The organism is Actinoplanes subglobosus (genome assembly GCF_042650585.1).
GTDB lineage: Bacteria > Actinomycetota > Actinomycetes > Mycobacteriales > Micromonosporaceae > Actinoplanes > Actinoplanes subglobosus.
This window is the reverse complement of sequence record NZ_JBHSBL010000023.1, coordinates 52,086-72,976: the sequence shown is the minus strand read 5'-3', so window position 1 is coordinate 72,976 and position 20,891 is coordinate 52,086. Positions and strand designations below refer to the sequence as shown.

General features: G+C 69.3%; 16 protein-coding genes. 6 read left to right on the top strand and 10 right to left on the bottom strand.

Translation table 11 applies throughout. The features are described from left to right. Positions 1–313: 313 nt before the first annotated feature. The 4 genes from ACFO0C_RS33940 (at position 314) to ACFO0C_RS33925 (ending at position 7,924) form a co-directional block, all read left to right on the top strand. A complete protein-coding gene (locus tag ACFO0C_RS33940) occupies positions 314–1,327 on the top strand; it encodes a chemotaxis protein CheB (RefSeq protein WP_378070848.1) in 1,014 nt (337 codons plus the stop codon). Positions 1,328–1,403: 76 nt separating this feature from the next. Beyond that, entirely contained in the window at positions 1,404–2,642 is a 1,239-nt protein-coding gene (locus tag ACFO0C_RS33935) for a PP2C family protein-serine/threonine phosphatase (RefSeq protein ID WP_378070879.1), read from the top strand. Positions 2,643–2,781: 139 nt separating this feature from the next. Continuing rightward, a complete protein-coding gene (locus ACFO0C_RS33930; RefSeq protein ID WP_378070847.1) occupies positions 2,782–3,522 on the top strand; it encodes a hypothetical protein in 741 nt (246 codons plus the stop codon). Beyond that, on the top strand, positions 3,413–7,924 hold the full coding sequence (locus tag ACFO0C_RS33925; RefSeq protein WP_378070846.1) for a fibronectin type III domain-containing protein: 4,512 nt from the start codon (positions 3,413–3,415) through the stop codon (positions 7,922–7,924). The genes ACFO0C_RS33930 and ACFO0C_RS33925 overlap by 110 nt, the downstream gene beginning before the upstream one ends. Positions 7,925–7,935: 11 nt before the next feature. On the opposite strand, the gene ACFO0C_RS33920 is transcribed toward ACFO0C_RS33925, so the two are convergent. The 5 genes from ACFO0C_RS33920 to ACFO0C_RS33900 all read right to left on the bottom strand — a co-directional run bounded on the left by ACFO0C_RS33920 (position 7,936) and on the right by ACFO0C_RS33900 (position 14,576). After that, positions 7,936–8,568 (bottom strand): hypothetical protein, encoded by a 633-nt coding sequence (locus tag ACFO0C_RS33920; RefSeq protein ID WP_378070845.1) that lies wholly within the window; start codon positions 8,566–8,568, stop codon positions 7,936–7,938. Between the two features lie 84 nt (positions 8,569–8,652). Beyond that, positions 8,653–9,969 carry a hypothetical protein gene (locus ACFO0C_RS33915; protein ID WP_378070844.1) on the bottom strand — a complete coding sequence of 439 codons (1,317 nt, stop codon included), beginning with the start codon at positions 9,967–9,969 and terminating at the stop codon, positions 8,653–8,655. Between the two features lie 165 nt (positions 9,970–10,134). Continuing rightward, positions 10,135–12,753, bottom strand: coding sequence for a LuxR C-terminal-related transcriptional regulator (locus ACFO0C_RS33910; protein WP_378070878.1), 2,619 nt, complete (start codon positions 12,751–12,753; stop codon positions 10,135–10,137). A gap of 178 nt (positions 12,754–12,931) precedes the next feature. Next, entirely contained in the window at positions 12,932–13,588 is a 657-nt protein-coding gene (locus ACFO0C_RS33905; RefSeq protein ID WP_378070843.1) for a DivIVA domain-containing protein, read from the bottom strand. Positions 13,589–13,634: 46 nt separating this feature from the next. Then, positions 13,635–14,576, bottom strand: coding sequence for a DUF4142 domain-containing protein (locus tag ACFO0C_RS33900; protein WP_378070842.1), 942 nt, complete (start codon positions 14,574–14,576; stop codon positions 13,635–13,637). Between the two features lie 354 nt (positions 14,577–14,930). Between ACFO0C_RS33900 and ACFO0C_RS33895 the strand changes: the two genes are divergently transcribed. Together ACFO0C_RS33895 and ACFO0C_RS33890 are read left to right on the top strand one after the other, a co-directional pair. Further along, a complete protein-coding gene (locus ACFO0C_RS33895; protein ID WP_378070841.1) occupies positions 14,931–15,704 on the top strand; it encodes a VHL beta domain-containing protein in 774 nt (257 codons plus the stop codon). A 147-nt stretch (positions 15,705–15,851) separates the two neighbouring features. Continuing rightward, positions 15,852–16,499 carry a hypothetical protein gene (locus tag ACFO0C_RS33890; RefSeq protein ID WP_378070840.1) on the top strand — a complete coding sequence of 216 codons (648 nt, stop codon included), beginning with the start codon at positions 15,852–15,854 and terminating at the stop codon, positions 16,497–16,499. Between the two features lie 101 nt (positions 16,500–16,600). On the opposite strand, the gene ACFO0C_RS33885 is transcribed toward ACFO0C_RS33890, so the two are convergent. The 5 genes from ACFO0C_RS33885 to ACFO0C_RS33865 form a co-directional block, all read right to left on the bottom strand. Further along, positions 16,601–18,061 carry an RAD55 family ATPase gene (locus tag ACFO0C_RS33885; RefSeq protein ID WP_378070839.1) on the bottom strand — a complete coding sequence of 487 codons (1,461 nt, stop codon included), beginning with the start codon at positions 18,059–18,061 and terminating at the stop codon, positions 16,601–16,603. Beyond that, a complete protein-coding gene (locus ACFO0C_RS33880) occupies positions 18,058–18,417 on the bottom strand; it encodes a response regulator (protein WP_378070838.1) in 360 nt (119 codons plus the stop codon). Before ACFO0C_RS33880 ends, ACFO0C_RS33885 begins: the two co-directional genes overlap by 4 nt. A 155-nt stretch (positions 18,418–18,572) precedes the next feature. Further along, a complete protein-coding gene (locus ACFO0C_RS33875) occupies positions 18,573–19,247 on the bottom strand; it encodes a class F sortase (RefSeq protein ID WP_378070837.1) in 675 nt (224 codons plus the stop codon). A 3-nt stretch (positions 19,248–19,250) separates the two neighbouring features. Continuing rightward, the gene (locus tag ACFO0C_RS33870; protein WP_378070836.1) at positions 19,251–20,030 is read right to left on the bottom strand and encodes a hypothetical protein; all 780 of its coding nucleotides are present in this window, start codon (positions 20,028–20,030) and stop codon (positions 19,251–19,253) included. Between the two features lie 95 nt (positions 20,031–20,125). After that, positions 20,126–20,891 (bottom strand): hypothetical protein (locus tag ACFO0C_RS33865; protein ID WP_378070835.1); only part of this gene is annotated, 766 nt, incomplete at its 5' end.

The window sequence follows — 20,891 nt, the reverse complement described above, 5'->3', positions numbered from 1 at the left end:
GTCGTGTGCCGGCGGCCGGACCGAGTGGCGCGCCGCCCGGATCGTTGACCGGCCCGTCGGTTTCTGATTCCGGCTCTTCCGGCGATGACCGGGGGCTCACCGGACTGACCGGACATCGGCCGGCGAACCGCTATCCGAGCATGACCGGTGTGGACATCCCGCGTTCGTGGTGGACCAGCGACGAGTCACGTTCCTCGCCGCGGGTGGTGTTCGTGACCGGAGGTTCCCGGCGCCTGACCCCGTCACCGTGCGGGCGTTTGCCCGGTTCCGGAGAGGGAAACCCGCCCCATCCACCGAGGAAGGGCGGACGGTGATGACGCATCGCGACGTGGTCGTGATCGGCGGTTCGGCGGGCTCTCACAAACCGCTGGCACAGGTGCTGGCGCGGTTCCCGTCCGACCTGCCGGCGGTCGTGCTGGTGGTCGTGCATGTGGCGCCGGGGGCGCGGGCCACGCTGGCCGAAACCCTGGCCCGGGCGTGTGCCCTGCCGGTGCGGCCGGCGGTCGACGGTACCCGCCTCGAACCGGGCGCCGTGCACGTGGCGGTGCCGAACCGGCATCTGCTCGTGGACGACTGCGCCGTACTGCGGGTCAGTGACGGCCCGAGGCAGAATCTGGTGCGCCCGGCGGTGGACGCGTTGTTCCGGTCGGCCGCCCGGTGGTGCGGTCCACGGACGGTCGGCGTGATCCTGTCGGGCAGCCTCGACGACGGATCGGCGGGCCTGGCCGCGATCGCTGCGGGAGGCGGGGTCGCCCTGGTGCAGGACCCCGCGGAGGCCCGTTTTCCCGGCATGCCGACGGCTGCGCTGCGTGTCGTGCCTGATGCGGAGACGCTTCCGGGGTTCGACCTCGGTGACATGATCGCGGAGGTGGTCGGCAAGCCGGTCACCGCACAGAGCCGGCCGCCGGAACCCCTGATCTGGGAGACCGACATGCTCGCGTACGGCGCCTCCAGGACTCCTGATCACGGGCAGGCCGTGGAGCTCGGCTGCCCGGAGTGCCGCGGCGGCATGTATGTGGTGCGTACCGGTCTGGCCGACCACTACGTCTGTCACGTCGGCCACTCGTACTCGCCACAGTCGCTGCTCTCGGTCCGCGACGACAACATCGAGGAGGCGGTCTGGACAGCGGTCAGCGCACTGCTGGAGAAAGTCGTGCTCCTGAAGAAGCTGGCCGAACGGGCGCAGGCGGCAGACGACATCGAGGCAGCCGAGAAGCACCGGGCCGAAGCCGGCCGCGCGAGCCGCGCAGCGACGGTGCTGCGGAACAATCTGCACTTGTCGGACGCCGAGAATCCCGTGGCCCACCTTCTCGGTCACTCGTACTGAGACGCCGTGCTCGTTGCCGGGCGGCATGAGGCAGACTGCCCGAGGGTGGTGACGAGGGAGGACGGCAGTGGGCGGTATGGATGCGCTGGGACGGCTGCTGCGGCAGTCCCACCACGCCCGGCCGGACGACCTTCCGCAGATGGCGATGCGAGCCGCCCCGCTGGCCGGCGCAACCGCCATGATCATCTACCTGGTGGATCATCAGCAGCGCGAACTGCTGCCCCTGCTCGCCGGTGACGCACCGCCCCGGGACCGTGTGATGATCGACGGCACGCTGGCCGGGCGCGCATTCTCCACGGTCGCCGCATGCACCAGCGACTCCGGACCCGACGGTGCCCGATTGTGGCTGCCACTGATCAACGGCGCCGAACGCCTCGGCGTGATCGAGGCCGTGCTGCCCGGCACACCCGCTGAAACAGTCGTGGAGGACTGCGCGACGGTCTCCAGCCTGCTCGCCGAGCTTGTGGTGACCCGCAATCTCTACAGCGACACCATCGAACGCCTGCGCCGCCGCGAGCCGATGCGCCTGGCGGCCGAGATGCTCCGCGCCCAGCTGCCACCGCTGACGTTCTCCACCGGCCACCTCATGATCAGCGGCGTTCTGGAACCGTGCTACGACGTCGGCGGAGACGCGTTCGACTACGCCGTCAACGGCGACATCGCCCATCTCGCGCTCTTCGACGCGGTCGGTCACGGCTCGGCGGGCGGGATGCGAGCCGTCACGCTGGCCTCCCTCGCGCTGGCGGCCTACCGCAACGCGCGCCGCGACGGCCTGGACCTGACCGACACCTATCACCGCATCGACCAGGCTATCCACGACCATGACCGGCGCGGCCTGATCACCGCCGTCCTCGCCGAGCTCGACCAGCGCACCGGGCTGCTGCAGGTCATCTCCGCCGGGCACCCCGGCGGGGTGGTGATCCGCCAGGGCAAAGCGGTCAAGGTCCTGCCGACCCCCACAGCCCTGCCGGTCTCGCTCGGTCACCACCGGCCACCGGTCGTGGTCGAGGAGGCGCTGGAGCCCGGCGACCACGTACTGCTCTACACCGACGGCATCACCGAGGCGCGCTCCGTCGACGGGGATCGGTTCGGCATCGATCGGCTCGTCGACTTCACCGTCAAGGCCATCGCCGACCAGCTCCCGCTGCCGGAGACGGCCCGCCGGCTGGTGCACGCGATCCTCGACTACCAGGACGACTGCCTGCAGGACGACGCCACCGTCCTGCTCACCCGATGGAGCAGCCCGGCTCCTCCCCGATCCGACACCGAACTGCCCGAATCCGACAACCACGCGCCCTTCCGTAACGGCGCCTGAACGCGGGGAGCGTTTCGGGTGATCATCCATCTCCTGCTGGAAGCGCCCCTGAGCCGAGGTGCCGGCGTGCAGAAACGGGTCGTCACGAAACTGCGGGTTTCGGTAGCTTCCATGGATGCAAATCAACGGGGATAAATATATGTGGCGTCTGGTCGCGGCAGCGACGACAGCGCTCCTGACCGCGGCCGGAGGCCTCACCGCCGCACCTCGACCCGCCACGGCCGCACCGCCCGTGACGATCTCGGCGGTGTCCGGGCCCGGCCGGCTTGTCACCGTACCGGCGGTCCGGGTCGCCGACGCCGCGACCATTGCGGCCGGCGGCACCCTCGACCTGTCGATCACCGACCATCTGGGGCCGGCCGCGGGCACATCGACCGGAGCAGTGATCAACGTCAGCGCCCGCGCCACCGCCGCGGGCACACTCACTGCCGGCCCCGGCGGGGCGAGCCCGGCCACCCTTCACCTGAATGCGAACCACTGGACCCGTGGATCCTTCATGGTCAGCGTCGACAGTGCCGGGCACACCGTACTCACCAACAACGGCACCGTCCCGGTGGAGGTCTCCGCCGACGCCGTCGCCTACGTGATCGGCACGGCACCGCCGGACGCCATGACCTTCCACCCGCTGACCTCGGCACCCGCGATCACCAGGCTGTCCGTTCCCGCTGGTGGAGCCGCCACCGTCACGCCGGCTGCCGCGGGCCTGCCCCGCCGAAGGGGCCGGGGCGTATGCCCTCAGCGTCTCCGCGACCGGCACCCAGGCCGGCCAGGTGGCCGTGCGGGCAGCCGGTGCCGCGGTCGCGCTGCCCCAGCTGGAACTGGCCGGCAACGCCGGTCTCACCGCAGTCGCGACCAGCTCGGTTGTGGTCGCGCCCGGTGACGGCGGCGCCCTCACGGTCACGAACAGCAGTACCGCCGCGGTGACCGTCGACGCGTACATCAGCGGCTTCTATGCCCGGCCGACCGCGAGCGACCCCGGCCTCAACATCACACCGATACCGTCGGTGAGAGTCCTCGACGACACGAGCATCACCGCGTTCGCCTCGGCCACCGCCACCCTCGCCGGCCGGCAGGGCGTCCCCGCCGACGCCGCGGGCGGCTGCCTGAGCGTGAACACCGAACCGTCGCAGGGCACCGGTTCGCTGGTGGCGTACCCGGCCGGAACGAACCGCCCGGGCGCGGTCAGCGCCTCCTATGGCACGACACGGCGCACGAACACCGTCGTTCACACCTCCGCGGGCACCGGCGGGATCGCTATCACCAACATCGGCATCAGCCCGGTACGAGCCACCGCCGACCTGACCTGCTACTTCAGCAAGCAGCGCCGGCCCGAGCCGCCGCAGGACGTGACAGCCGCCGCCGGTGACCGCTCCGCCGTCGTCTACTGGCGGCCCGGCACCAGCGACGCACCCGTCACCGGGTACACGGTCACGACCTCGCCCGGTGGCAGGACGGTCACCGTGCCGGGCAGTGCCACCTCCGCCCGGGTCGACGGGCTCACCAACGCGACCGTCTATGCATTCACGGTCACCGCCCGCAGCGCCATCGGAACGTCGGATCCCTCGGCCCCGGCGTCAGCGGAGCCCGCACCGCCGCCCACCCTCGGCGCCCCGTTTGTCACCTTCGTCTATCCCCGCGACGGCGCCGCAAGAGTGGCCTGGTCACCCCCGGCCGAAGGCATTGCGGGTGTCGTCGGCTACCGGATCACCGCTCAGCCCGGCGGCACGACCACGACGGTCTCCGGAACGGCCACCGAAACGATCATCACCGGCCTGACCAACGGGACGACCTACACCGTCACGGTCACCGCCCTCAACGGCAACGGCCCCGGCGAGGCGTCGCCGCCCTCCGAACCGGTCACCCCACGCGCCGCGGACGTACCCCTGCCACCGGCCGGCCTGCTCACCGTCGCCCTCGCCGAGGCGGCCGACGTCCAATGGGTCGCTCCCGCCGACGGCGGCGCACCGATCACCGGTTACACGGTCACGGCCGAGCCCGGCGGCCATCGGCTCACCGTGGCTGCCGGCACCACTGTCGCCCGGATCACCGGGCTGATCAACGGCACGACCTATGCGGTACGGGTGACCGCCACCAACAAGGCCGGCACCGGTTCGCCGGCCGAGGCCACCGGAGTGCAGCCGGCGGCGGCACGTGTTCCCGCGGCCCCGGTCGACCTGCGTGCCGGTGCCGCCGCCACCGGTGCGGTCGAGGTCCGCTGGAACGCCCCGGTCGATCCCGGCACCTCGTCGATCACCGGTTACACCGTCACCGCTTCCCCCGGCGGGCTGACCACCACGGTGACCAACACCTCGGCCCGCATCACCGGACTCGACCCGGACACGAGCTACACCTTCACCGTCTCCGCGGCCAACAGCGCTGGCACCGGCCCGGCGACCTCGACACCGTCCGCTGTACGGCCACAGCTCTCGCTCAAGGCCGCACCCCGCCTGATCACCTCTGACGAGGCCGCCACCCTGACCCGGCTGTCCGGCACCACGCTGGTGTTCGCCAATCCGCCGGCCTCGATCACCGCACTGACCAGCGGCACCATCGTGATCGTCCCGGTCACTGCGGTCAGCCCGCGAGGGCTGCTCGGCACGGTGACCTCGGTGTCCGGTACCGGCGGCATCGTCAGCGTCACCACCCGGGAGACGCCGCTGACCGACATCTTCGATCAGGCCGACCTCAGCGCCGCCACCGAGATCGGTGACCAGGACATCATCGACGTGGTTGCGGAGTCCCCGGCGATTCGGCTGCGCCAGCCCACGATCAAGGGCAAGACCCTGTCGCAGGGAGCGAAGGCGGCCGCGCTGGGAACCGACATCGGCATCCGTGACGGCCACCTGATCGCCGAGATCGGCCTGTCCCTCAACACCGAGCAGGGACAGGACCCCCTGAACAACGCCGACCGGATGCCACCGGTCGGCGGTCGTCTCGAAGCCAACCTCGATTTCGCACCGCACCTCGACAACTCCATCACCGTCTCGGGCGGCGACGTGAGTACCCACCACCTGAACCGGATCGCGTTCAAAGCCGAACTGCGGGCCAAGGTCGGTGCCATGATCACGGGCGAGCGCGAACTGCCGGGCCTCAGGCTGCGAGCACGATGCTTCAACATCCAGGCCGGGCCGGTGCCGATCGTCGTCTGCCTGGAACTCAACGTCCGGCCGCGGTTCACCATCGACGGATCGGTCGGTCTCACCGCCGCGCTGAGCTTCGGCCGGATCGTCGGCGCGGAGATGGCGACCCGCAACGGTGCCGTCACCGACCTGCACGGCATCAACGACGCGTTCACGCCGGCCCGGCACGACCTCGACGCGTACGGCGACAGCAATGCGACGATCGCGGTGCCGGTCGAGGCCAATGTCTACTTCTACAACACCGCCGGCCCTGGTTTGATCGTGCGCCCCTACCTGCAGCTCAAGGTCGACACCACGCAGGACCCGTGGTGGGAGGTGCGGCTCGGCGTCACTCTGGGCGTCTTCCTCCGCAGCCGCGAGTTCTTCGGCCACAGTTTCGACTTCAGCCGGGAGGACCTCGCCAACTTCTTCGTCACCGTCGCCAAGGCCGACGGGGCGTTCTTCGGCCTGAAACTCGACCCGGAGGACGCCGACGTACTGCCCGGCCAGCCCGTCACGTTCACGGCCACCGGCGCCCAACTGCCCAGCACCCCCGCCGTCGACTGGCGGCTGGTCTCCGGACCGGGTGTTGTCGGCGCCGACGGGACGTTCGTGTCCCCGCTGGCCGGCACCGCGGTGATCGAGGCATACAGCGCACCGACCGACTGGCACCGGGAACTGCGGGCACGGGCGGTCGTCAACATCACCGGATCGACCCGCCCCGGGCCGCCGCAACAGCCGCACGCCGCTCCGCGGCCGCTCGCGGCCCAGGTCAGCTGGCAGGCCCCGATCACCGACGGGCGCTCACCCATCGTCAGGTATGCGGTCGTGCCCCTCCCGGACGGGCCGGTCACCTACGTCCCGGGCGCGCAGACAACCGCGACAGTGGCCGGCCTCGCTGCGGACACGCCGTACCGATTCCAGGTGTACGCGATCAACGCCATCGGCCAGAGCGGCGCCTCGGTGGCCACCGACGCGGTCAGCCCCGTCGCCGGAGTACGTCCCACCGGTGACGTCTTCAACATCGCCACCGATGCCGACGGCGTCGCCAACACCAGGCACATCTACAACACGACGCTGTCCGGTGACGGCCGGTACGTCTTCTTCGACCTGGACACCAACGACGCCATCGCACCACGTGAGGTCTACGACGGGCCCGGTGGTGACCCCGAGAGCCCCATCGGCGGCGGCCGGGTGCTGGTCCGCAAGGACCGGGTCACCGGCGAGATCATCGTGGTGTCCCGCGACACCGACGGGCACACCCCGATCAGAATCGACGGGACCACGACCGACGCCAGCTACGACGGCAACCGGATCCTTTTCGTCACCGACAGCTGGGTCGACGGGGAGCCCCACAGCCGGGTCCTGCTGCACGACATCGCCGCCGGCCGGACGGTGGTCTACAGCGACGACACCATCGACGACGTCCAGAACCTGTTCCTCGTACGCAACGGGGCGGGCGCCATCGTTCACGGACACGACACCGCATCGGGATCCTCTGCTGAACAGCAGGTCTTCATCATCGACGCTCCCGGCGCGACGCCGAGAGCCATGCCGTGCCCACCCGAGTTCTGCGACCTGGTGACCGGTCCCGCTGAGAGCGACGACGTCCACGCCGACCAGAACGGCACCGCGGTGCTCTACACGCTGCGCTACAAGGACGACGTGCTCCGTTACGACGTGGTCGACGGATCGACGACGAACCTCACCCAGAAGTACGAATCCCCCTGGGAGGAGTCGACACTCTCCGACCCGGTCATCTCCCGGACCGGAGAGTTCATCGCCGCCGAGTACTCCTACTGGGACGGCTTCACCGCCCCCTACAACTGGTACGGCCTGGTGCGGGCCCCGGGCGCGACAGGGCCGATTCAGATGTCCGACGTCATCAAACCGTTCGACGAGGGGATCTGGGTGAGACCGTTCTCGATCAGCGAGGACGGCCGGATCATCGGCTACACGACCACCATCTCGCTGCTGTCGGATCCGAACTGGGGCTACGAACGAGTCGTGTTGTACGACACCGCCACCGGCGAGGAGTACGAGCTCGCCGCCGGGCAGTACCTTGCGGTCTCCGACATGGAACTCGCCGACAACCCCACCGTCGTCGTCTGGCAGCAGGAGGGCAGTGACGCCATCATGGCCCGCGAGCTGGGCGGTGCGTAGGCGCTGATCGGTCAGGGCCCGGCCACGCCGCTCGGCTGGGGCCTGACCGGCTCCTGGCAGGTCCAGGAGACTGTGCCGCTGATGGCGGCGCCGGGCAGGCCGCCCTCACCGGTCTTGGCCAGCTTCCCGAAGGTCCAGGTGCCGCCACCCTTGCCGTCGGTGGTGGCCGTGCCGGCGGTGCTGTTCGACCAGGTCCCGTAGACGGTGCCGTCGATCGCGATGTTCGGCCGCGAGCCGGGCGCGGCGAGCTGGTCCTTCGGGTAGGTGCCGGGTCCCGCGTAGCCGGAGACCCGCATCTCCATCGTGACCTTGTGACCGTCGACCGGGCCGTCGAGCAGCCCCGCCGCCAGGTACTGCCCGTCGGCGGTGCCCTTCGCGTACTCGTCGCAGTACTCCAGGAAGTGTGCGCCGCCGGACGGGGCGAGCGCGGTGGCCGTACCCCTCAAGGTCTTTGCTCCGGTGATGTCGAAGGTGAGGGTGACCCTGGGGGCGATGGAGAGGGCGACCTCGTCGGAGATCTCGCTGCCGGGAGGCCCGGTGTCGAAGATCGGGCCGGGCCCGGCCTCGGCGCTGCCGCATGCGGTGAGGGTGGCGACCGCGATGACGGCCATCAGGGCCGAGGCGGTCCGTCGAGCGCTGAACATGTTGTCTCTCCTTGTCTGACCTGTGCGGACAGCATGGAGAGAACCGCCAAAGAAACACCAAAGACCGGGCAGCCGGCCCGTTTCTCAGTATCGGCGGCGCAGGACGAGCATGCTGTGCGACTCGGCCAGTACCGCCGTCTGCGCTTTCACGGTTTGCTCGGCGTCTTCTCCGGCCCCGGTCCGTGTGGTGTCCAGGACGACCTCCCACATCTGACCGAACTCGGTAGGCGGCAGCATGAACTCGGCGTCGTTCGGTGAGGCGTTGAACATCAGCAGGAACGAGTCGTCCCGGATGGTCCCGCCGAGCGCATCAGGTTCATGGATGCCGTCGCCGTTGAGGAACACCGCCAGGGTGCGGTCGGCGTCGGCGTCCCAGTCGTGTTCGGTCATCGATCTGCCGTCACGGCGTAGCCAGGCGATGTCCGGCAGCGCCGAGTCGCCGGCCGGCTGGCCGGTGAAGAACCGCCGCCGCCGGAAAATCGGGTGGTCGGCCCGGAGCTTGAGCAGCCGCCGGACGAAACCGGTGAGCACGTCCTCGTTGCGGGCCTCGGCCCAGTCGACCCAGGAGATCTCGCTGTCCTGGCAGTAGACGTTGTTGTTGCCGTGCTGGGTACGGCCGAGTTCGTCGCCGTGGGCGATCATCGGGACGCCCTGGCTGAGTAGCAGGGTGGCCAGGAAGTTCCGCTTCTGCCGCTCGCGGAGCACGATGACGTCGGCGTCGTCGGTCTCGCCTTCGACACCGCAGTTCCACGACCGGTTGTGGCTCTCCCCGTCGCGGTTGCCCTCACCGTTGGCGTCGTTGTGCTTCTCGTTGTAGGAGACCAGGTCGTGCAGGGTGAACCCGTCGTGCGCGGTGACGAAGTTGATCGACGCGATCGGGCGGCGGCCGTCGTTGGGGTGTTGGATCGTCATGCCCTTGACGTGCGCCTCGTAGATGACGGTCTGGTGGAACGGCATCTTCAGCGGCCGGTCGTTGTTCCAGTCGAAATACGGGTTGATCACCACCGACCGCGGTGAGAAGTGCACCGAATCAGCGTCGTTGTACGAGTCGACGTCGCCGAAATCGTAGGAGTAGAGCGCCTGATCCCACTCGTAGGTGCCGTCGATCGCCTTCGCGTACGGGTCGAGCAGCAGTTTGCTCGGATTGCAGCGCAGCCCGTTCGCCGGCTCGTAGTGGCCGTGGACCCGGTAGCCGTAGCGCTGGCCCGGCACCACCCGGGGCAGGTAGCCGTGCCAGACCAGCGCCTCCCGCTCCGGCAGGTCGATGCGGGTCTCCTTGCCGTCGTCGTCGAACAGGCACAACTCGACGCGGGTGGCCGCCTCGGAGAAGAGCGCGAAATTGGTGCCGCCGCCGTCATAGGTGGCGCCCAGCGGGTACGGGTTGCCCGGCCAGATATGCATGGTTCCGCCACCGTTCGTTGTCTCATGATCACCGCAAACCGGGACAGGGCTACCCGCCCGAACCGCTGGTAAACGCGGATGGCCGCTGACGTCGGAGGTGCCCGGTGGGATGGTGATCCGCAGCACCTGGAAGCAGGCCACGGGTTCCGGCGGAGTGGCGGCGAGTTACAGGATTCTGTTGCGGCGGGCGATCAGCACCGCTTCGGTACGGCGGGTGGCGCCCAGCTTCCGGTAGATCGCTCGGGTGTGTGCCTTTATGGTGCTGACCGACAGGCCGAGGCTCGTCGCGATCTCAGCCGCGGTGAGCATGGTGGACAGGTAGCGCAGCACCTCGGTCTCCCGTTCGCTGAGCGCCACCGGCGGCGGCCCGTCGTCCGAGCCGGCACCGATCTGGCGAACGTCGTCGATGAGGTCCGCGATCAGTGGCTCGCCGGCAGAGGTGAGCAGCCGCAGCCGGCGGAAGAGCCCGTCCAGCCGGGCGTCGGCCATTGCCGCGAACGGTCGCCGGATGCCCTCTCTGGCGGCGATGGTGACCGCGTCGGCCAGTTGGTCGGTGGCTCGGATGCCCTGCCCCCGTGCGTCGGCCACCAAGGCGGCAAGGATTCGGGCCTGAACCTGGGTGCTGGTGTCGCGTTCGTCGACCGTGGTGACGGTCAGGATTTCCTCAGCGCGTTGCTGGTTGCCCCGCAGGTAGGCCGCACCGGCCAGCAGGACCTGCTCGGGCGGGCCTGACGCCGAGCCGGCGTAGCCCTGCTCCACCTGGTCAGGGTGACCGGCGGCCAGGTTGAGGTGGGCCATGCCCTGGGCCAGCCAGCGGTCGATCGCGGGGACGTTCAACCGTGGGCCCCGCTCGCGGGTGGCCTCGACATACAACTCGCGGGCTGTGTCGAAGGACCCGCGGGCGACGGCCAGTCGGGCCCGGACGCCCAGCATGATGAGTCGCTGGGCTGTCTCCGGGTCGCTGAGGTGGGCGCGGGCGCCGTCGCGGCTCGCTCGTTCGGCGCCGTCGAGGTCCTGCCCGGCCAGCCGGACCAGGGCCAGGGCGAAGTGGGCGGCGACGGTCTGCAGCGCATATCGCCACCCGCGCCGGTCGGCCTGGTCGAGCGCGTCCGATGCCAGCTTCCCGGCCTCGTGCACCGATCCGTACATGGCCTGCATCAGCGCCAGATGCCCGGTCGCGTTGATCTCGGTGAGTTCCACACCGGCCCCGCGGGCCGCATTCGACCCGGCCCACAGGTCGCGTTCGGCCTCACCCGTGCGTCCCGTCCACAGCAGCGCCAGGCCACGATTGTTCAGCGCGATCGCTCGGCTCTGGGCGATTGCGGGTACGGCCGTGGACCGCGCGCCGGCCAGGATCTCGAGCAGACGGCCGGTACCGTCGATCACGGCGGGCATGTCACCGACCACCCGGTCCGCGGCGAGCCTCAGCGTGTACGACAAGATCTCGACCGGTTCACGCTCGGCATCCGGCCGGTTCTGCGAACGCGCCCGAGCCCCGTCCAGCCGGGCGGGAATCGCCGCGTAGTCACCGGTGTGGAACATCATGAGCGCAGCGCAGATCATCAGTTCCGGGGTGCTGGCGAATTCGGCGGCCGGCACGCCGCGAAGGATCTTGACGAGGGCCGGACGGCGTGCCGAGACGATCAGTGGGCCCGCCTCGACCACGATGAGCCGTCCGACGTACGCCCAGTCCCGCGCCTCCACGGCGTGAAACAGGGCCTCCATTATCGAGTTGTTCGCCATGTGCCAGCTCGCGGCCCTGCGGTGCAGCTCGGGCACCATCGCCGGGATCTCCGACCGCAAGCGGTGCAGCAGCATGTCGCGAAGCAGGTGGTGGTAGCGGAACCAGATCGCCCTGGTGCCCAGCCGGACGACGAATTCGTTGTCCCGTTCCAACTGTTCGAGGGTGCGCTGAGCGTTGCCGCCGTATGTGATGGCGTCGGCCAAGCCGGCGCACAGGTTCTCGCAGATGCTGGTCTGCAACAGGAACCGCCGCTGCTGCCGGGTTCGTCCGGCGAGCACCTCCTGGGCGAAGTAGTCGTCGACCGTGCGCAGGTCGCCGACGATGTCGGTGACCTGCGCACGGTCGTGCCCGGCCAGATACGCCGCGCTGAGCTGGAGCCCGGTGGCCCAGCCCTCGGTACGTCCGAGCAACGTGGCCACCTCGTCGGCGGTCAGGACGAGCCCGTGCCCGGCGGTCAGGTCGATGGTCTCCTGGCGGGTGAAGGCGAGGTGCTCGGTGCGGATCTCGGTCATCTCCCCGGCGGCCCGCAGCTGGTGCAACCGCAGCTGTGGCTCGGCCCGGCTGACCAGCACCAGCCGCAACGACGGCGGCAGCCGGCGCAGCATCTCGCTCAGCTCGCGCAGGACGTCGGCGTCGTTGATCTCGTGTACGTCGTCGATGACCAGAATCGTGCCGAGTGGTAGCCGGGCGAAGCCCGTCGCGAGCCAGTTGCCGCGTTCGCGCTGGTCAGCCGGGATCGAACCGGGCTCGGCGAGCGGGTTCCCCGAGGTGATCACGTCGGCTGTCCGCAGCGCGGCGAGCACGTACGCCCAGAACAGTTGCGGATCGTTGTCATGCGTGTCGGCGGTCGACCAGGCGATCCCGTCGCGGCCCTCCGCCCAGGCCGACACGGCCATCGTCTTGCCCCAGCCCCCGCCCGCGCAGACCAGCGTCACCGGGTGGCGTACGGCCGCGTCGAGCAGCGTGGTCAGCCCGGTCCGTTGCACAGCCGAGCGCATCTTCCGCGGACGCGACGTCTTGGCCGCGGCCGAAGGCGGCATCCTCACTACCACTCCTCAGCGTCACCCCACCGGCCTCTGCGACCACCACCAGGGTCACCCGACGATCCGATCGTCCCGTTCAAAGCGGACCCGTTCGGGATGAGTCGGTTCCAGGAGTCTACGAACCATCCGTGCCACTCCGGTGTCCTGAAGGCGCTGGCGGCCATTGCCGGGAACGTTATATCTGCTCGGGTGGCAGCAGTTCGGGCACGTCCCGGACCATCTGGTCGCGCAAGGAGTCGCGTAGAGCGATCAGCCTGGTGGTGAGTCGGTCGATGTCCTCGCGTGCCGCTGTCCGGTCGCTGACGATCCGGCCGACCGCTTCGGTGTGCCGAGCCTGGGCGTTGCTGTCGATCGTGGAAGCCAGCAATTCCGCCTCACCGAGAAGCTTGTCCGCTTTGGTGCGCGCGACGCTGAGCAACTCCTGCGCATCCCGTTCGGCCTCACGGATGTGCTGGTCGGCGAATCGCTGAGCGATGACGACGAAGTCACCGGGCCGTTCAGTGGGTGATCGAGCCGCCGTCCGGTGGTGTTCCAGCTCGGCCCGCACGTTCCGGGTGTGCTCCTTCGCTCGTGCCAGTTCCCGCCGGAGCCGCTCCAGCTCGGCGGCCAGTTCACGCTTCGAGGGGCGGTTGTGGCGCAGTTCGCCGCGAAGGCCGTGGTTCTCCGCCTCGATCCGGTCGATCTCCCGGAACGCCTCCGCCATGAAGGCGTCGACCTCGCCCTTGTCGTAGCTGCGAGTACGTACCGAGGACAGCCGGAAGGCCTTGTGGCCGGTGCCGGCCGGCGCCGACGAGACCCCGGCTCTCTCATACGAGCCCGCCCGGCCCGTCACGACGATGCCTCCGGCGTGCGCCTACACCCATGAATTCGTGGATCCGTCATTTCCGCCGGCCTTTCTGACGCCGGATGCCCAGAAGATCTGTGGCGGTCCGGATCGGCCGTCCAGCAAGTTTACTTTCGCCGAGAGACCGCAGTGCTTGACGAGCTGTTGCCGCGCCCGGAGAGGCATATCGATATCTACCGCGGTACCGAGGTTCCAGCCGGTTGCGCGAAGGCAGGATTCGCTTGGTGACGAACAGCGCGGCGAGGACGAGAACGGCGATGACGGCGACGAGCACGGGCGTCCCGATAGCCGTCGGGTCGGCATCGCTTCGACCGGCTCTCGGCAACGTCTGCGCAGTGGCGGCCGATGCGGTTGCCGCCGGCGCCTTCGCGGTGGGCAGTGCGGCGAAATTCACCATTCCGCTGCTCTCCAGCAGAGTCATGTGTGTCATGACGAACTGATTGGCGCGTTGAGCGAGTTTACGAACCGTATCGTTGCGTGTACTGGACCGGATCATTGCTATGGCCGGAAAAATATTTCCATGTGCCGCCCGCAACCGGTCGATGTAGATCTGGTCGAAGGTGTTTCCCCGCGCCTGTTCCATTTCGTCGAGCCAGCCCTGCTGGTCCTTGTTCGGCTCGTCCGGCAGAGCCACGTCGAGTTTGCCCGCCGCTTCGACGACCAGCTTGTCCAGCGCCTTGTGCTGGGCGGCGATGTCACGTCCGATGGACTTGATCCGCTGGCTCCCCGAGTGTGACTGCGCCATCTCGCCGGCAGGTGTCTCCCATAGCCCAGCGAGGCGAACCTTGATCAGAAAGTCTCGGTCGGCCTCCGAGACGTCACCCACGCCGCGGTCGGGCAGTAGTCCGCTGGGCGGTTCCGGTACCCCTGGTTCGGCGTGGGCGCTCAACGGGCTCAGCATGATCAGAGCGATGGCGGCCAGCGTTCCGACCGTCCATTCCCGACGACGTCGGAGCGTTCGACCAACGAAGAACAAACCTACTCCCTTCAACGGCCACATCAACCGATCTTGTTGACCGGCAATACGCGGAAGAAAGCGTTGTGGATCAACTGATCGAGTACGACGGAATCTTTACAGATATGCAGCCCGTCGCCCGCGCCGGTGGGAGCCCTCCCAGGGCGATAATGAAACGATTCGCACTCCCGGTCAGGCGGGCGAGGCACTGGGGGGCCAATCTCCGGAGCGCCGTCCAGCAACGACCGAAATGCGCTCTCATCGCGACGGAACGACACCCTGGATAAGTTGACAATGCATTTGATCATCTGCAAGATCGGGGCCGATTGATTCCCGGACGCCGTTGAGAGGCCGACCTTTGTTCGAGTACGCCCGATGACGCCTGCCGACGACGCGCCGCCGGAAACGGGCCTGCGCATCGGCCGCTGGGTTCCCGCCGAGACCGGCAATGTGCACGGCGGTGGACCCCGCCGTCATGCCGGCCGTCCGACGCGGACCCGCCATGAGCCGGAGGTCGCAGGGGTGCCCGCGGGCCGGACGCCGCCCGGACCGCCGCATCGGCCGGCACGGCTCCCACGCGTCCAGCGCCGGATCCTGGCCGCCGGCTTGACCGGTCTGTTGTTCGCCGGTTCCGCCGCTGCCCTGACGTGGCCCGGCGCTGAACCGGTCGATCGGCACGCCGACCCGATCAGTGCCGGAGCGGAGACCCCTGCCCGGCCCGTTCCCGATCCGGACGAGACCGCCACCCCCGCGGCAAGCAGCGCGACGACGGGTTCACGCCAGCCGTCGTGGCCGTCGTCGACGGCGCCCCGTCCGATGGCCCCGTCGCCGACAGTCCCCGCCGTCCCGAGCGCAACCCGTGCTTCAGCGGAAGTCATCGTTCTCTCGCCACTGCGGGAGCGATATCTCCGCTCACGTGAATCCAGGCAGCAGACCGAGATCGATTTCGTCAACCGCCGGGACGAGCCCGTCCTCATCCACTGGCTCGACTACCACGGGGCGCGAGAACGCTACGACATCCTCCGCAGTGGGGAGGCACGACAGCAGTCGACCTACGTCAGCCACCCGTGGGTGGTCACCGACGTGCGGGGCCATGGCCTGGCGATCTTCCTTCCCGCGAGTCGTCCGGCTCAGGCGACTATCACGTGAGCTGCTCCGAGTGCGGGGGAGTGGCCGGCCTGGCGCCGGTACTGGTGTCCGTCAAGGACTGTTCGTTCTTCGATCCTCACGATAGCGTGCCCATGCGTGATTTTTTGAACACATAACGTGAGGACGGCGAGGGCAGTGAATCCCGCGATGCCGCAACCGCCGGTGTACAGCCGATTCGAGGCGGCCTGGGTCCCCTTCGCGCCCGATCGCAGTCGTCAGGCCGCATCCGATCTGGCGTGGCAATGGGCTGCCCGGCAGGCCGCGGCGCGTGGCCGGCCGGTCATCTCCATCGGTGGCGGCAGAAGCGCCAACAGCGGGCCGGTCTTCGGGCGCCGGGCCGGTGGCCGGGGACTCGCGCCGGACGCTCCGCTCAGGGACGGCCCGGGAGCGGTGGTCCTCTGCAACCCGACATTCGACCTGTTGGGGTGGGCCGGGCAACTGTCGGCGGGCAGCGCCCTGGCCGTCGTCGGCGACCGCGGGCCCCACCGGCTCACCGGGTGGGCCGGGGCGGTCGGAGCCGTCAACCTGGACACCGGCGAACGCTCCAGGCTCGACGCTTCACTCCGCGACTGCCTCACCACGCTCGCCGGCTACGACATGAACGGGCACACCTCCGACCTCGGCAGTGCGCACCGGCTACTCGCCGACATGGCGGCGGCCGGCCGGCTGGAGCGGGCCGTCATCCTGGGCGCTCTCGTCGGGTTCGGCGTCTCCGCCAAGGGCCTGGCGGCCGTTGCTGAACTCATCGACCTGATCCTGCCCGTGGCGACATGGTTGGCCACCCCCTCGGATTAGCGACGCACCCGCCGCCGCGCCGGCGGTGACGGTGCCGGCCGGTCGGCCGTGGTGGGGAAGCCGGGGCTGGAGCGAGTCGACCGGAGCCATCAGGTGTGGCCTCAATGCGTGCTCTTGTCGTCGGCGGCAGTGATCGGGCAGTCGCGTAGGGCACTCCAGCCGAGCATGCCGGTGACGTGGTCGAGCGGGTCGCCGACGGCGGCTCCGGTCTCGGTGATGTGGTAGGCGTGCACGGCGTGGTCGTGGCTGCTGTTACGCATCTTGAGGACGGTGGCTGCGCGCCCGATTTCACGGCAGTGCTCGATGTAGCGGAGCTGGATGACGTTGTGGAACAGGAACATCAGGCCCGCGAGGGGTTCCTCCGCCGGCCCGATGGTCCGGGTTTCGCTGGTCACCCACAGACAGGCTCCGGCGCCACGGATCAAGCCGAGTAGGGAGCGCAGGTAGGCGGGGAATCGTTCGGCTTCGCGGGCGGTGTAGGCCATTTCGGCCAGGCTGTCGATCACGATCCGGGTGGTGGCCTTTTCGGACAGGCTGCGACGGGCCACCGTGGCCAGCCCGTCCAGGTCGAGGTTGCCCACCGGCACGTGCGAAATGTCCAGCGTGCCGGCCGTGCGGGCGGCGGTGAAGTCCCATCCGAACCTGTCGGCCATCTGGATCAGTTCTTCCGCGGGGTCCTGGAAGCTGATGTAGAGGCACCGTTCGCCGCGGGCGAGTCCCTCGGCGATGAAGTGCAAGGAGCTGATGGTCTTGCCGACTCCGGTGGGCCCGAGCACGAGGGTGGCGTCGCTGTCCGGTACTCCACCGCCCATGAGCGTGTCGAGACCGCTGATCCCGGTGGGGATCCGCCGCGGCCCGGGGACACCCTCGTCGGGCTGCATCGACTCGATCCGCGGATACACCTGGAGCCCGTCGGAGGTGATGTGCACCGTGTGGGTGCCCTGCAGGTGCGGGGCACCGCGCATCTTGATCACCCGAAGCCCACGCCGGTCGATCGGCTCGCGGGAATGGTAGGACAGCTGCACGATCCCGTCGGCCAGGGTGAACTCGGCGCTGCTCTGCGTCTCCTCGAGGGTGTACTCGCCCAGCAGCAACAGCACCGCCCCGCTGTGAGCGACCTTGCTGACCAGGTCGTAGAGCGACATCCGTAGTTCGTGCTCGCTGACGAAGTCGCGCAGCATCCTGGTGCTGTCGATGACCAGCACCGCGGGCTGGTCATCGAACGCTTTGCGGAGCACCTCGTCGAACATCGGGGCGAGGTCGTTGCCGGTGCCCTCGCGCAACAGGTCTCCCAGGTGCACGTACTCGACCCGGGGACCGAGATGTTCGGGTACGAAGAAGGTGAATTCGCGGAGGTGTTTTACGAGCTTGGAGTGCGGTTCGGACCACGTCGTGTAGTAGACGGCCTTGTGCTCGGCGCTGGCCACGGCGAAGCAGATCTGCTGCGCCAGGATGGTCTTGCCGGATCCCGGTGGTCCCGCCACGACGACCGTGGACCCGGGTTCGAAGCCGCCGCCCAGGATCAGATCCAGATCCGTCTGCCCGCTCGTCAGTCGCGTCACCGCCCATCACCTCTCTTGCGCAGCAACTCCTCGGCTGCCGCGAGCAGGTCTTGCGTGCGACACGGCTTGGCGAGCGCACCGTCCGCCTCGATCGCCAGCTGCCAGTCCCCGCTGACCGCCAGGACCGGGATCGCCGCCGTCGCGGGATCAGCCTTCAACCGTCGGATGAACTCGATTCCTCCCATTACCGGCATCATCACGTCGGTGACCACCAGATCGGGCGGCGACGCCCGCACGGACTCCAGCGCGGCCAGGCCGTCGCCCGCCTCGACCACCTCGTGCCCGGCCCGGCTGAGGACGCGGTGATGCAGGAACCGCAGATCCGGCTCGTCATCGACCACCAAGACCCTGGCCATCGACCTCATTCGCTTTTCGAGGTACCGGCAGCAGTTAACGTCGACGCCGGATATAAATACCCTATTGACCACATATGCCAGCGGTCCGGCGTTCCAGCAGATCCGCGCATCGACAGCGGGCCGAGTGCAGCCGTTGACGCGCTGAGTCGGCGTGCTCAGGCGGGGTGGGCCACGGTGAGGTCGGCGTAGACGACGATGTTGTCCTCGTAGTGGCCGGTGGTGTGGTCGAAATCGCCACCGCAGGTGATCAGGCGTAGTCCGGCGTGGTTGATCGCTCCGTAGACGGCGTCGGTGGGGAACTGCGCCTTGGCGTGCCGCTCCACCTCGACGACGGTGAACATGGCCATGCTGCCGTCTTCGCGGCTGACGTTGACGGAGTCGCCGGGCTCGAGGTCGGCGAGTCGTTGGAAGGTGCCGGGTTGCTTCTTGTAGTCGACGTGGCCGGCGAGGACGGCCGGACCGAGAGCGCCCGGGGTGGGTGCCCTGGTGTACCAGCCGACGGTCGTGGCGTCGGCGGGCACCTGCATGGTGCCGTCGGCCCGCTGGTCGAGGCCGGTCAGCGGCACGTCGACGTCGAGGGCGGGGATGACGAGCCGGGTCGGGTTCGAGGTGCCCATCAGGGGTCCGGTCGTCAGCGCGCCGCCGTCGGACGGGGTGCTGCCGGAAGCGGTAGGCGGCGCGGTGACCGCGAGGGGGATCTGGCGAGGCTGGTCCTGACCGCCTCGGATGAGTGCGGTGACGCCGATGATGCTGAGGACCAGGACAGCCGCCGAGAGCGCGTAGCGCCCCCAGCGGTTCCCGGCCGGCTGTGACGTGCCGGTGCCGGTCATGGGTCAGGCCAGACGGCGACGGGCGATGAACGCGCCGGCCGCGCCGAGCAGGGCGAGGCCGCCGAGGCCGTACAGCGGGGTGGAGTCGTGCCGGGTGCTGCCGTCGCCGGTGTCGACGCCGCCGACCGGGACCGAACCGGCGGCCGCGCCGGAGACCATGCCGCACAGGGCGGGGTCGGTCGCCTCCTGCGGGATGCCGGTGAGGCCGGCCGACCTGGCGAGGGTGGATTCGCCGAGGCCGTCCAGGTCGTACTTGTCGTTGTCGTTGGCGTCGATACCGTGCTGGACGACGTGCAGGTCCTTGAGGTGCTTGATCGTGCCGGTGGGCAGTTCGGCGGCCGGGATGACACGCTCGTAGGACAGGTTGCCCTCGGCGTCGGCGGTCGGCATACGGTCGACGGCGAGACCGCTCTTGGGGGTGGTGTCGCCCTTGGTGGTCAGCGAGATGAAGATGTTGCCGTAGTCAGGCATGCCTTCCTCGGTGCTGACGTAGCCGTCGCCGTCGGAGTCGGCGGACATGTCGGGGCAGTGGAAGTCCATGCCGTCGGTGGATCCGTGCAGGTGCTGGGCGTGCGGTGAGTTCGGGACCAGGCCGGTGGACCGGATGCTGACCTTGAGGTCGCCGTCGGACATGGCGGTCAGCGTGGCGGTGCCGGAGGCGCCGGAATTGTTGAGCGGGTCGAGCCTGACGTGGACACTCTCGTCGGCGAACGCGGCGGTCGGGATCGCGAGCAGGATCGCTGTCGCGGCGGGCACGGCCAGAAGGGTGCGGGAGAGTTTCACGAGGGGCTCCTTGCCAGCGGGGGTGGTTCTTCCGTCAGCAGGGATTCGTAGCCGAAAGTTACTCGGTTTGGTCCGGACGGCGGATTTCTTTCCGGTCAGTTCCGTGGGCCGGGGATCGTCCAGGTCACTGCGGGCCGTGACGTGTCGCGGAACCCGTTGGTCAGGGTGCGCTGGATCGGCAGGTCGAGGCTCCAGTCGGCGTCGCGGGTGGTCCAGGTCAGCGCATAGGAGCGGGCGTCGCCGGCGGCCACCAGCATCCGATAGGTGTGCAGGCGTGGTCCGGTGGCCGGCTGCCAGGAGTACTCCCAGTCGGCGCCACCACCGGTGACCAGCAGCAGACCCATGCTGATCTTGCGGTAGCCGGGCGGGGCGTTGCGTTCGGCGTCCTGCCACCGGCGCAGCGGCTTGCCGTCGAGCGGGCCGCCGGGTGCCACGGTGAAGGACCGGACGCCGCCGGGGTCACCGAAACACACGTCGCCGTTGTCGGAGCCGCGATGCCAGCCACGCGGTACGGCTAGGGCGAACCCGTCGGTGTCGACGTGCCACAGCCAGCCCTCGGGCAGGGAGATCGGCGCCTCCTTGCCGGAGTCGGTCACCGGCCGCGACCCGGCCGTGGGGCAGGCGCCCATCGGACTGGCGACGGCCACCGGTGCCGGTGCCGCGGCGCTGACGTCACCGCGACCGTTGGCCCGGACCGCTGCGACGGTTCCGGTGGCCACGACCGCGGTGGCCACGCCGGCGATGAGCAGGCCCCGCCACCGCGGTGGCGGCGCTTCCACGACGGGTTGCGCCGGCGCGACGGGCACCGCGGCGAGCGGGGCGGCGGCGGAGCGGTACTGGACGGCGTTGTCGGCCGGGCGG